At 45.2% G+C, this 12585-nt stretch carries 15 protein-coding genes; 5 read left to right on the top strand and 10 right to left on the bottom strand.

The window, feature by feature from the left end; genetic code table 11:
- Positions 1–11: 11 nt before the first annotated feature.
- A complete protein-coding gene (dcuC, locus tag J4N39_RS08630; RefSeq protein ID WP_252018112.1) occupies positions 12–1379 on the bottom strand; it encodes an anaerobic C4-dicarboxylate transporter DcuC in 1368 nt (455 codons plus the stop codon).
- 371 nt (positions 1380–1750) lie between these two features.
- Between dcuC and J4N39_RS08625 the strand changes: the two genes are divergently transcribed.
- Positions 1751–2434, top strand: a complete 684-nt coding sequence (locus J4N39_RS08625; RefSeq protein WP_252018110.1) for an HI_1241 family integral membrane domain — start codon at positions 1751–1753, stop codon at positions 2432–2434.
- Between the two features lie 102 nt (positions 2435–2536).
- On the top strand, positions 2537–2734 hold the full coding sequence (locus tag J4N39_RS08620; protein WP_252018108.1) for a DUF4250 domain-containing protein: 198 nt from the start codon (positions 2537–2539) through the stop codon (positions 2732–2734).
- Positions 2735–2766: 32 nt separating this feature from the next.
- Here J4N39_RS08620 and J4N39_RS08615 read toward each other — a convergent pair whose 3' ends face one another.
- Positions 2767–3678, bottom strand: coding sequence for a LysR substrate-binding domain-containing protein (locus J4N39_RS08615; RefSeq protein WP_252018106.1), 912 nt, complete (start codon positions 3676–3678; stop codon positions 2767–2769).
- Between the two features lie 311 nt (positions 3679–3989).
- Here J4N39_RS08615 and J4N39_RS08610 point away from each other — a divergent pair, with 311 nt between their 5' ends.
- Both J4N39_RS08610 and J4N39_RS08605 read left to right on the top strand, forming a co-directional pair.
- Positions 3990–4301, top strand: coding sequence for a hypothetical protein (locus J4N39_RS08610; protein WP_252018104.1), 312 nt, complete (start codon positions 3990–3992; stop codon positions 4299–4301).
- 66 nt (positions 4302–4367) lie between these two features.
- Positions 4368–4676, top strand: a complete 309-nt coding sequence (locus J4N39_RS08605; RefSeq protein ID WP_252018102.1) for a hypothetical protein — start codon at positions 4368–4370, stop codon at positions 4674–4676.
- A 75-nt stretch (positions 4677–4751) separates the two neighbouring features.
- Here J4N39_RS08605 and J4N39_RS08600 read toward each other — a convergent pair whose 3' ends face one another.
- The 3 genes from J4N39_RS08600 to J4N39_RS08590 all read right to left on the bottom strand — a co-directional run bounded on the left by J4N39_RS08600 (position 4752) and on the right by J4N39_RS08590 (position 7040).
- The gene (locus J4N39_RS08600; protein WP_252018100.1) at positions 4752–5480 is read right to left on the bottom strand and encodes an esterase family protein; all 729 of its coding nucleotides are present in this window, start codon (positions 5478–5480) and stop codon (positions 4752–4754) included.
- Positions 5470–6444: an acetylxylan esterase gene (locus tag J4N39_RS08595; protein ID WP_252018098.1), complete on the bottom strand. Its 975-nt coding sequence runs from the start codon at positions 6442–6444 to the stop codon at positions 5470–5472. The genes J4N39_RS08600 and J4N39_RS08595 overlap by 11 nt, the downstream gene beginning before the upstream one ends.
- Positions 6445–6614: 170 nt before the next feature.
- Positions 6615–7040, bottom strand: coding sequence for an META domain-containing protein (locus tag J4N39_RS08590; RefSeq protein ID WP_252018096.1), 426 nt, complete (start codon positions 7038–7040; stop codon positions 6615–6617).
- Between the two features lie 135 nt (positions 7041–7175).
- Here J4N39_RS08590 and J4N39_RS08585 point away from each other — a divergent pair, with 135 nt between their 5' ends.
- Positions 7176–7433 carry a DUF1289 domain-containing protein gene (locus tag J4N39_RS08585; RefSeq protein ID WP_252018094.1) on the top strand — a complete coding sequence of 86 codons (258 nt, stop codon included), beginning with the start codon at positions 7176–7178 and terminating at the stop codon, positions 7431–7433.
- A gap of 363 nt (positions 7434–7796) precedes the next feature.
- Here the strand turns inward: J4N39_RS08585 and rplY are convergent, their stop codons facing one another.
- The 5 genes from rplY to radD all read right to left on the bottom strand — a co-directional run bounded on the left by rplY (position 7797) and on the right by radD (position 12531).
- The gene (rplY, locus tag J4N39_RS08580; RefSeq protein WP_252018092.1) at positions 7797–8075 is read right to left on the bottom strand and encodes a 50S ribosomal protein L25; all 279 of its coding nucleotides are present in this window, start codon (positions 8073–8075) and stop codon (positions 7797–7799) included.
- Between the two features lie 239 nt (positions 8076–8314).
- A complete protein-coding gene (locus tag J4N39_RS08575) occupies positions 8315–9652 on the bottom strand; it encodes an ATP-binding protein (protein ID WP_252018090.1) in 1338 nt (445 codons plus the stop codon).
- The gene (locus J4N39_RS08570) at positions 9642–10301 is read right to left on the bottom strand and encodes a response regulator transcription factor (protein ID WP_252018087.1); all 660 of its coding nucleotides are present in this window, start codon (positions 10299–10301) and stop codon (positions 9642–9644) included. The genes J4N39_RS08575 and J4N39_RS08570 overlap by 11 nt, the downstream gene beginning before the upstream one ends.
- A 9-nt stretch (positions 10302–10310) precedes the next feature.
- A complete protein-coding gene (locus J4N39_RS08565) occupies positions 10311–10691 on the bottom strand; it encodes a PepSY domain-containing protein (protein ID WP_252018085.1) in 381 nt (126 codons plus the stop codon).
- Between the two features lie 103 nt (positions 10692–10794).
- Positions 10795–12531, bottom strand: coding sequence for a DNA repair helicase RadD (gene radD / locus J4N39_RS08560; protein ID WP_252018083.1), 1737 nt, complete (start codon positions 12529–12531; stop codon positions 10795–10797).
- Positions 12532–12585: the final 54 nt, after the last annotated feature.

The raw sequence follows: 12585 nt of genomic DNA, 5'->3' as shown, positions 1-12585 counted from the left end.
ATGACCAAGCTTTAAGCGTACATAGGCACTAAGAAAATGGTGCCTAAAATAACGGTCGCAAGGCCACAAAGTACAGGAACAACCGTACGTTTGACCACATCAAATGGGTTGATGTTCGCCATGCCTGATGTTGCAACGATAACGCCACTCACTGGGCTAATGGTACGTCCAAGGTTGGACGCTTGCAGCATTGGAATGATAAGAAACGCAGGGTTAAGTCCCATCTTAGCAGCCAGTGCAGGCGCAAGCTCAACAAAGGCGTAAAATGGTGCGTTGCCTGAGCCGGTAGCAATTGCTGCTGCAACGGTAAGTCCTGCGAGCAAAAGCATCAATGCAATACCACCTGCACCTGCGGCCTCGGCAAGACCAATCAGGTTATCAATCGCACCAATCGACATCAGACCTTGAGCAAACACACCCGCTGCAACCAACAGCATCACTACGCCCTTAAATGCGTCAGCCATACCTTGGTAGCAAGCATCGAGGTCTTCAAGTGTCTTCTGGCCATTTAAGCGATTAACAAAGAAGTTAATGACTGTCGACAGGAAGATAGAGCCCACCATGATGGTGTAAATATCTAGGTACAACCCGTCGATAGTACGACCATTGAACACAAACACACCGATGATTGGCAAAAATGGTAGTACAGCGTAAAAGGCTGGTGCTTTGGTCTCGATTTCCGACACATCGATTTTTTCCATCGGTGTGTTGTCTTTTTTATCTAGGTATTTGTTCCAAAAATATGCCGCTGCCGCCATTACGATGATGGCAGAAATAGAGACTGGCAGTACGGTTTGTACCGCAAATACATCAATAGGTAGTCCAGATTTCTCAGCGGCAATCACGACATCACCTGAGGTAGGTGACAAGATAATCGCTGCAGGCGACGCACACACAGCTGTCGCAGCAGGACGCGAAATACCCATTGCTGTCATCATTGGAAACAGGGTCGCCATTAGGAGTACGCCTAGCCCTGCTGCTGAGCTCACAGCCAAAGACATTAAACAAGCAACGATGTATGCCGCAACCAGCAGGACGTATGGAGATTTAATCACAGAAAGTGGACGAGAGAACTGCTTCACCACAACATTGTTAGCACCAATGTGAGTCATGTAAGTGGCAAAGCCACACAGCAGCATGATCTGCATACCAAGACCGCCACCACGGTATTGAAGCATGTATTTTACGAACTCAAGTGCGTCAGACACCATGTTGCCCGTAGAAGCGATTTTTTCAGGCAGTACAGTATGACCAAGTAGGCCAGTAAGGATCAGAAGACCAATACCAGATGTCAGTAGTACCCCTGTTGCACGATACCCTTTAACGATAAAGTAGCCGACTGCGATGGTTACAATCAGGCCAATAAGTAGCTCTAACATTCAAATCCTTGTTTAACTTATTGCAAAATGTGACACGAAATGTATAGAAAAATAGTTTCTAGCACGACCTATACTTGACTTAGGTTTGATCTAAAACATGAAATTATAGTGACTATTTTTTCGGTGAATGCATTAAAAGCAAACGTTTGCCCTGCGATGGGTGCTTATTTTATCTTGAATGCCTATTTAATTGTTTGGGCCATTACCTGCATAAATATAGCGTACAGAGGCATAACGTTCTAAAGTGCGACTTTTTAGCAAAATGCCTCTTGGGTGTGTTCGGAAAAGGTTGAAGTGGAAATTGAATTTGGCTTTATGCTCGGCTTTGTTATCATTTGCGCCTATTTGATCATGACTTGATATGGACGTTTATGTACCCAGCTCTACTTTTGTTACCGGCAATGTTAGTCGGTGCCTTGGCAATTATTACCTTGGTCCTAGTAAAAGGGGATATCTGCCCCGGCCAGCGAGGTAGGCTTCATAAACTTCTTCCAGCAATTGCTGCACTATGGTTGGCCTGTGCTCTGTTTGCTATTGAATCACTTGCGATTGCTGGAGGTATCGTCTATTTCTATTCGCAAGTTGAGACTAAGAAAACGCGACAGATTGGTCCACTATGGTTGCTTTATGGGGTTAACGGCTTGGGGCTGTTTAGCGTAATGGTTAATAGCTTCCAGTTAGGCGGTGTCGCATTGGTGATGCAACAGATCCTTTGGGGAGCCGTGAGTGGTGCTTTGTTTGCCCACCTGTTATTGATTCAAGCTCGCAGCCGACTGCAAGCATTTCATCGTATCCTACCTGCATTTGGTATTGTAAGTTTAATGGTGCTGGTTATTGCACTAGCAATGCAAGCTTGGGGGTTGGGTGAAACAGTGGTCAATGAGAAAATCGTGCAGTTGGGCTTAGGTTTTGTGCTTTCAATTGGGGCTGCATTGATTTGGTGCTGGCATATTGTTCGCCAAGTAACAGTGAACAAGTTAATGGTTGCTGCGGCTATGGTACTGATGTTCGGCGCAAACACCGCTTTATTGCCCTTGTTTGCTTTTACGGTCTAACATCAGCTTTTGCTTCAAAATTAGCGGGCGATCACTTAAGAGACGACTCCGTACGCTACACTTATGGGAACTTGGTTGTTTGCCGTTGCAAAGGAGTCGCGTATGGATCTGAGTAATGTGACATCGTTAGATGCCGGGATCTTGTTAGGTATTGTGAATGAAAAGCTTCGTTTGGAGTGCAATAGCCTAGAAGATCTAGTGAGCACCTACGAAATGGATGTTGATAGTATGGTTGGTAAGTTAGATTCGCTTGGCTATCAATACGACCCACTCACCAACCAGTTTAAATCACTTCAATAAAGACTAACTAGGGCGTGTTGACCTAATGTTTATTAAGCCATCTTGATCCCATCAAGGTGGCTTTTGCATTGTGTTCTTGCCGTGGTAAAAAATGCTTGGAGGTAGTGTCTATCGCTATCACTGCTTCGAGTAGCGGCAAACAGTCTTCTCCATAACCCTTCACCCAATGGTTTACTGGTTATCAATCCTTGATTAGCAAACTCACTAATGGCCCAGTTTGGTAAGGCTGCCACACCGAGCCCTGCTGAAACCATTTGTACCAGCATTAAGGTGTTATCCGACTGTTTCCATTTCTGCGGCTCTACGCCTGCTGGAGCAAGGAAATGTTTGACCACATCAAGGCGCTGCTTTTGTACGGGATAACTGATCATTGTTTCTTCGACAAGGTGGTGCGGCTCAATAGCATCTACCTGAGCAAGCGGGTGCTGCGGGGAAGTAATCAAGCGCATCTCGAAATCAAATAGTGGCTCATAGTGGACTTCTGAACGAGGCAGTATGTCGGAGGTGATCACTAAATCCAGTTCACCCGCAAGAAGGGCTGGGATAGGCTCAAAGCCAAAACCGGCGGAAAAGTCTAATGAGACATCAGGCCAACTCATTTGGTAAGACTTGATGGCAGGCATTAGCCACTGAAAGCACGAATGGCATTCGATGGCCATATGCAAGCGTCCATTCATATCTTGTTTTAGGCCTGCTAGCTCACTTTCGGTTTTGGCAATTTTGGGCAGGACTTCGTCGGCCAACTTGAGTAATAGACTGCCTTCCTCGGTAAACTTTACCGGACGAGTCTTACGTAAAAACAACTGGCTACCAATACGAGACTCTAGCTCTTTAAGTTGGTGTGATAGCGCTGACTGAGTCAGGTGTAATGCCGTGGCTGTTGCCGTTAAAGACCCAGTTTCCCTCAGCGAAGTTAGAGTACGCAGATGTTTAAGCTCTATCATTAATTCCCTTCATCTCAACTAATCCGTATTCGATTTAACTCATAAACTAACCAAGATCTAGGTCAATGTAAACGGCTAGACGTCTAAAATGTGCATTTCTATTCAATCATTGCCGACGGAAAGAACTCATTTGGTCATTGCGCTATCACATTGACATATATAGCTATTTATCAGGTGTCAATGGTTAAACACAGAGTTGTTTTCGGGGGTAAACAACTTCGTCTTTTTGCGGTGTAACTAGGAGAAATCGCCGCTAAGATGCGCACTTTGATTACGAGCAATGCGGTTGTGACCGTAAACAAGGGGGAATTATGAAAAAGTTAGTATTTGCAGCAGTGGCAGCCACCGCACTTATCTCTAATGTACATGCCGCCGATAAGAAACTATCGATTCCTGTAGCCAAGATCGCAGTGACAGAAGCGTTGGATGATTCAAAAGATGTTCGTTTTAAAGATGTGGAGCATGGCAACAAAGAGACCCAGGTGTGTGGAAAAGTCGCCAGTAAAGGGGAGTTTATCGGTTTTAAAAAATTTGCTGCTATTGGCAGTGGCAAAAAGGTTACAACGGTCATCATCGCAACCGATAAGTCGAACCGAGACAAGATTGCACGAGTGTGTGATTAAACTTGAATAAACCAAATAGCAGCTTGTTTGTTGTGCTTTGGATGGTTCTATTTTTAGGAGTGTGGAATGCAAGATTATAAATGTTGGGTATTTTATTCCAAAATTGAAAAGCTGTTTTTTATCAGCACGCATGTATCGTTCGAGGAATTGAACCCACATGAAATTAAGCAAAATGTTGCCACGGGTTGGAATCGAAAAGGAAGTCAGCGCGAACAAATTATCAAACTTGGGCATGCGTCTGACTTCAATATTGAATATACCAGCGTTAAGTCGACGGAAGATATGCGTAAGATTAAGCAAGACTTTCAATCCCAAGGGTTGCAGTGTGTGAACCTAAAAATCCAGCTGATTAAACGTGGTAGGGCAGTGGCGTAGTTTGAACGTTAAGGCATGGCACTAAAAACTTAAACGGCTCCTATTTTTATTAGGAGCCGTTTAAGTTTGGCTGTATCACAAATAAAGCGGTGTCATCTGACGCCAAAACTTACCGCGATGGGCACGGCCATCCCACTCGTACATACGGTGATGCACTTGTTTTTGATTCAGTATCTCACTGATCATATGGTTGTTTTGTAAAAATGGGTCTTCTCTACCTATGGTAAAGACGATGTCGCTATTGCGAATATGATCAAGTTGTTCAGGGCTTGAGAGGCTTTGCAGGAAGTGTGTTGGCGTATTGTAGTAGATATCTTCATGATAATAGCCGTCAAATAGATCACTAAAAGACTCTACCCCCCAAGTTAAGTCGTATCGACCCGAAAATGCGGCAAGCTTTTGGAATAGATGAGGGTGTCTGAAGAAGATATTTGCCGCATGAAAAGCACCTAACGAGCAACCGTGAGAAATGGTGCAAGGGTGATCATTTTTATTTGCCATTAATGGCAAGACTTCCTGCAAGATATACTCTTCATACTGTTTATGGCGTTGTATACGCCCATGAGGGTGAGCCCAATAACAGTACATACTTTCCGTGTCGATACTGTCCACACAGTAGAGTTGCAACTGGCCTGCGTTAATCTTATCGGCGATGGAATTGACTAAGCCAAGGTTTTCATATTCATAAAATCGTCCTCCTCGGGTTGGGAAGACCAAAACCTTTGCGCCACTATGGCCGAAAATCAGCAGTTCCATCTCCCGATTTAAATTAGGACTCCACCATCTATGGTATTCACGATGCATTATCTTCTCCCAAGACTGCAAAAAACGCTTCGACTTGTTTGCGAAGCTCACGACGTTGTTTCCCTTCACCCCGATAAATGAAATGGCCAGCATCGAGAATAAAGCAGTGTTTCTCAGCGGTGCAGCCGTTGTAAATACTGAACTGGCCGGGTGGGGCGACATAAGGGTCAAATTTAGCGAGTGCCCAGTGGCTTGGCTGGCGGATGAAGCGAGCCGCACATGAGGCATCAAAGTACGGGAGAGTTTTATTTAGTATATTCTTATCAGGGAATTCGATTAATGCTTGGGTGCTTCCGACGGTTGGCATTGTTAGTCTTAACTCACTGTTGCCAAACGTTGGTACGTGCAGGTGAGAGCGTTTGATGCGTTTATCGAATGCAGATGCAAAGGTGCCAAGCCCACCACCTAAACTACTGCCAATCATGCCAATATTTTGCTCAACATGCGGAAACAGAGACAGTAGCGCAGAAATACCGCACCAGAGGTCCTGTACACATCCACCGATGATATAGCGGTATTTGTCTTGAACATCGTGCAATACATGCCAATAGGGATCTGTGGAAATAGGCTCGTGAGCACTGCGACTGATGCCACGCACACAAGGGATTAGCATTGCGGTGTTTTTAAGCTTCCAACTGGTATCTGGCTCATCTATGCCACCATACCCATGAGCCCACACGACAGCGCCATTGACCCTGCCTTCTTCTGGCAACAATAACCAGCCACCAATGCGAGTATTATCGGTAGAATCATAGTAGCAGTCGAAGATCCGCCAGTGGTTAATAATACGTCCGGTATCTTGCAAGTTAAGATGCGTTTTAACTTGCAAGGCACGTTGATACTTGAGGCTCCAAAACTGCTCAAAATCTTCTGGAACGGCGCTAGCGGCAGATTGCTGAAGCTGCTCTAACGTATAACCATAGCTTGGGTCAAAGGCGTATTCGTGCTTGAAGTTGGCTGGCATAAGGCTTTATTTGATGAGTTTGCACAAAAATAATATGCCTTTGATATTACATGGTTATTAATAAGAGTACAGCAAACTGTTTACATCAGTGATGTTGGCAACGTGAGGGAAGAGAATTTTGGGAAAGAAAATGGGGGCAATTTTTGAGTAAATTGCCCTAGGCCTGGAAATCAGTAAACCCAATCTCTTAGAGTGAACTCAAGAGTATGCTGCTGCCCTTTGAGGATCATTCCTTCTTTGGTTAAGGTGATGTCGCTCCACTGGCCGAGTACAGAACCCATAATCTGTTCAGTTTTCATCTTGTCAGGTGCACACATCTTTCGAGTCATCCCCATATCCTTGACTCTCAATTTGCCATCTTGCAGCTCTGCTTGACCAAAATATCCATTACAACCAGCAAAACCGTTGGCAGACATTTTCTCACCAATTTCAATACTCGCCACTTTGTGATGAGGTGTCTCTTGTACAGTTTTGCCATCAATTTTGGTCAGCAGCCAGTGATGGTGCTGAAGGTCAGTTTCTGTCACGGTTGGCATTTGAGAAGAGCAAGCTGCGGTCAGTGCAGCTAAACTGATAATTACGAGAGACTTTTTCACGCTAATTCTCCATTTTATGAAAGCTGTTGTTTAGCAGTATAACCAAGTTCAACGCTGTCTGATCAGCAAAAATCCGTCAAAATCATAGCCAAGCGTCGCAACTATGGCATATTGGTATAAGTAGGGAGGGGATAAATGGAACAGCTAGAATTCTTTGCTGTACCCAGCCCGTGTGTTGGGGTATGCAATGTTGATGAAAAAGGTTATTGCCAAGGTTGCATGCGCAAACGAGAAGAGCGCTTCACCTGGCTACAAATGACACCCGCCCAACAAAGGCATGTGATCAAGTTATGCCGACAAAGATATCGAAGAAAGATGGCGAAGAAAAAAACGTCAGATATTGAAGTGGTGCAGGTTGAGGATACGTCGCCGCAACAGGATTTGTTTGGCTAAACCGGACGCTGACGCTAAGGGGAAAAGGGACGCTTTCGCTAACGGACGCTGGCGCTAAGGGGTAAAGGGGTGCTTTCGCTAACGGACGCTGGCGCTAAGGGGTAAAGGGATGCTTTCGCTAACGGACGCTGACGCTAAGGGTAAAGGGATGCTTTCGCCAACGGACGCTGGCGCTAAAGGAAAAGAGTGTCTCCGTTTCCCGACTTTACCGTTTGCCAATTTTACCGGTTTTTAAAACGGTAAAACCCCAGAGTTGGTAAGGCTCTGGGGTTTTGAATTTTTTAGAGTCCCGGTTGGTAAGGCCGTTCTTCTTAATTATGCAAAAGGTTGGATTTAATCCGAATAACTCTCTGGTAAGGAGAATTAGATGCGGATGAAGTCCATGTGCTCAACTTTTGGCTTGAAAGCGTGACGTTGAACGTCTTGAGGCTTAACCTTCACTTCTTCACCGTTGATCACTAGAACGATACCTTCGTAGAACTCAGGCTTGTCCATTTGGTTGATCACGTCGTCGTGGTTTAGTGCTAGTGATACTGGCGCTGCTTCACCACCGTAAACGATTGCTGGGAATTGGCCAGCGTGACGTAGGCGGCGGCTCGCACCCTTACCTAGTTCAGTACGTACTACTGCTTCAAATTTCATAGTATTTACTCTCAAATAGTAAAATTAGATTATCATTATCAACATAGCGACCTAGTTGATAATTCGTTCGCTAAGACAGGATGTTAGAGATAACACCTTCAGAGCGAGCGCGGATACTAACACTGAATAGTAAGCCTAGCAAGGGGTTGAGAGGAGTTTCTCTCTCTTTTCATCTGCTTTTACGTTGAGTGCTGTAAATCCTAGCCCAAAGTGCGGATAAATCGTCCAAATCCATCCGCTTAACTGGTTGCTAAGTGCAGAGTTAACAATACTTTTAACCCACCACTGTTGGCGGCTTCCAAGCTCAACTTGCCTCGATAACTATGTGCCATTTCTGACACGATATTTAAGCCCAAGCCTGTGCCTGGAGTGGTTTCATCGAGCCTAACACCACGTTTAATGGCCTGATTGCGCAAGCTTTCTTCGATTCCTGGGCCGTCGTCTTCAATGACTAAGGTAATAGAGTCTTTGGTCTTACTGATTTGGTAGAGACGAATTTGGCTTGTAGCCCACTTGTAAGCGTTTTCGACTAAGTTGCCAAGCATCTCATCAAGGTCAGCTTTTTCGACCGATACGTGAAGACCCGGGTCGAGCTCGTTGATTAACAAAATTTCTCGATGAGCGTAGACTTTGTCAAAAGCGAGCGATAACGCATCGACACAATCGCTTGGAGTGCTTGAAACCGACAAGATATGCATAGAGCCAGCCATCCGCGCCCGACCAAGGTGATAATCAATATGACGCTGTAAATCTTGTATTGGCGGATTAAGCTTGTTCTGTGTGCTCTCTGGTAACTCACGGACTTCATTTTTTAGCACTGAAATTGGCGTTTTTAATGCGTGTGACAGGTTACCCGCATGATTTCGCGCGCGCGATAGCAGTTCTTGGTAATGAAATAGTAACGAGTTGAGATCGGTGATCAGTGGCTGAATTTCTTTAGGGTAATTGTGACTAAACTGTTCACGCCGGCCTTCTCTGAGACGCTGCAATTCTTTTTGCATCTTATTCAGTGGACGTAACGACCAACTCACTTGCACACCGATCAGTACCAAAATGCCAATAAACAGTACCAGCAAAATAAGCCAAAGTTGCCCAGTTAATTTATGCAGGGTTTCCTCTAAAGGATCTTCGTCAACCCCCACCACTAATGTGACAGGTTGATTAAAATCAGGCAGATAGATTTGACGAGTTAAAGTGAGCAACTTTTCTTTATTCGGCCCTTCGGCACGACGAAAGCGTTTGAATTTGATCACTTGATCCCATAGCGAACGTGACCTTAGCATTTGCTCATCGGTTGATGCCATCCAATATAAGCCACTGTAGGGACGATTAAAGCGGGGATCGGATAATCGATAAGGCAAAATTAGCTGGCCTTTCGCATTCACATCAATGTTGGCGGTGATTTCATCCATCGATAAGCTGAGCTGATTAAGCATCTCTTGCTCTAGGTAGTTCTTAGTCAGATTAGGGATGAGCAGACCTGCGGCCAAAATCAAAGCACCGACCCAGATCGATGCGGCGATCAGAAGTCGGTTTTTTAAACTAAGGTGGCGTACGAATTCCGGTTTATTGAGCATTCAACTGATACCCTAACCCTCGGACGGTTTTGATGATTTTTGGTGAGATTTTTTTACGGATACGGCCAATAAACACCTCAATGGTATTTGAATCTCGGTCAAAGTCTTGCTTGTAGATGTGCTCTACTAGCTCAGTGCGTGAGATTACCTTGTCAGCGTTATGTACAAAGTAGGCGACCACTTTATACTCAAGCGCCGTTAGGCTAACCGCTTGTCCTTGCCACAGCACCTTTGATGTGCGGGTATCTAAACTGAGGTCACCGATTTGCATCACGGGTGAAGCATTACCAGAAGCACGGCGCAATTGGGCGCGAATTCTTGCGGTGAGTTCGACCATTTCAAAAGGTTTGGTTAGATAGTCGTCTGCCCCGGCATTCAAGCCTTCGACTCGCTGAGAAAGACCATCTCTAGCACTTAAGATGATCACCGGGGTGTTGATGTTTTCATCTCGGATGCCTTTGAGTACCGTGAGGCCGTCGAGCTTTGGCAAGCCAAGGTCGAGAACGATGACATCCCAGTCTTCAGAAGTGGCTCGGTAGAGTGCATCAATGCCATCTTGCGATAGTTCTGGAACCCAGTCGGCTTGTTCTAGTGAGGCAATGATCTGTTCACCTAGGCGAGGGTCATCTTCGACGATGAGAACTTTCATCCAAATTCCTTATTTTTTAATTACTTCGTTAAGCTGGCGACCGCGCAGTTCGATGAGTTCGAGTGTCGACGCATCGTACTCTGCTTTAATGATGTTGTTGTCATGCATTAATTTAAGTTCATAAATCCATTCATCGTCATCTTCTTCTAGCTCAACTTTGATCACACGACCATTCAGTTGGCTTTCGACCGCAGCATAAAGTGCTGAGAAAGGCTGAACCTTGCCTTGTTTTACTGCTTCGAAAACCTCGTCTTGATCCTCATCGATATCAATGCGCATTTCAGGTTGCTGCACATCGACCAATATTGGTACATCAGAAGGGTTGGTATCAGCGAAAGAAAACCAAGGGACCAGTGTTAACATCGTGGCGCTGAATAGTTTGTGAAACATACGCTTACCTAAAAACTTATAGCATTGCGACAAAGTATAGGTTCGGCAATATGAATATAAAGTGAATTAGCGAAAAGTGTGATTACAACGTGTGTAATCTCGGTCAGTTGCTCAACTCGTCAGCAAAGACCTTGTCACGCATTTTCCAAAAGCGTCCAACCTTGCGAGCGATAATGAATTGAGGCAATCGAAAGCGGTGTTGATTGTTGACCACTTTGGTGGGGCTTGCGTCCGTAAACGGGCGATGTTTGTCGGCCAAGTGCGGACGAACAAATTGCTGCAAGAAATTTTGCTTCTGCTTTTTGGTATTGAGTGACCAAAATTGATGCACCTGAGCACCTTCATCACCCACATAGGTAACTCGCAAACGAGATTTTCCTTTGTCGTCTTTGTCGGCAGACAACAGCATATCTTTGCACTCGAACACCAAAGCATCTTTTAGGTTTAATGCTTCTTTGAGCTTCTTATCAGGGTCAACAAGGGTGGCGTCACACTCATGGCAGATACGAGCGGCAATATCATTATCAGCCCCACACTCATTGCAATATTTAGCCCGGAAACGGTAGTTGCAATGCTCCCGCTCACCTTCCTCATCTTCGAAATAGCCTTGGCATTTACGACCGTAGTGCTCAAGTAGGAAACCGTTACTATCCAATTTGCCCCAGAAGCTATTATTAAAGCCGCAAGCAGGGCAGGGTATGGTTATGATCTCACTGTCTGAATCTGGTTTAGGGTTACCGACTTCGGGTTGATAAAGATCGTATGTGTTACCTGCGTAGTCGAGTACCAGACATTCCGTTTTACCAGGAGATAAGCGCAGTCCACGTCCGACAATCTGTTGGTAAAGACTCACGGATTCTGTAGGACGCAAGATAGCAATTAGGTCGACATGAGGGGCGTCAAAGCCAGTAGTTAACACCGATACGTTGACCAAAAACTTCACTTGTCGGTTTTTGAACGCTTGAATGATGGCATCGCGCTGTTTGACGTCTGTATCACCAATGACTAATTTCGCTTCACCCTCAGGTAGCAGTGATAATATTTCTTGTGCGTGGCGAACTGTGGCGGCGAATATCATCACCCCTTGGCGATCTTTGGCTTGATGAATGATTTGCTCAACGATTTGCGGGGTAGCTCGTTTGGACTGTTCTATCACCATATCCATCTCGGACTCTTTAAAGCGTCCGGTGTTCATCGGTTTCAGTTGGGAGAAGTCATAACTTAATATTGGAGCATCGATTAATCTCGCTGGAGTAAGGAACTCTTCATCCAGAAGATAGCGTATAGGGAGTTCAAAGATACAATCACGGAAGAAACGTGGCTCCTCACTGCGAACTAAGCCACGAGTATGGTATTGATAGATCCAGCCCATGCCCAGTCGATAAGGTGTTGCGGTTAAACCCAGAACTTTGATTTGTGGGTTTATAGATTGCAGATGACTGATCACCTTGCGATAACTGCTATTTTTATCATCAGGGACACGGTGGCACTCATCGATAACCAGTAGAGAGAATTGATTGGCAAAGCTCTCAAGATTACGCACAACGGATTGAACCGATGCAAAAACCACTTGCTGGTCGGTCTCTTTTCTACCCAAACCCGCAGAGAAGATCGCCCCTTTAAAGCCGTAACTTTCGTATTTGGCGTGGTTTTGCTCGACCAACTCTTTTACGTGGGCTAGGACTAATACATTGCCTTTAGCAAGGCGAGCCAGTTCTGCGATGACCAAACTCTTGCCCGCACCCGTTGGCAAAACAATCACTGCAGGGGTGCTGTTTTGACGAAAATAGTGAATAACGGCTTTCACGGAGTCGGCTTGGTAAGGTCGAAGCTTGAACATTGATAGAAAAGATTCATTTATTGCAAAGAAGCAGCATATAATACCCGACTTGAT

The sequence above is a fragment of the Vibrio sp. SCSIO 43136 genome (assembly GCF_023716565.1).
Classification (GTDB): Bacteria; Pseudomonadota; Gammaproteobacteria; order Enterobacterales; family Vibrionaceae; genus Vibrio.
Note: the sequence above shows the minus strand (reverse complement) of the source record. Positions and strands in the feature narration are given on the sequence as shown.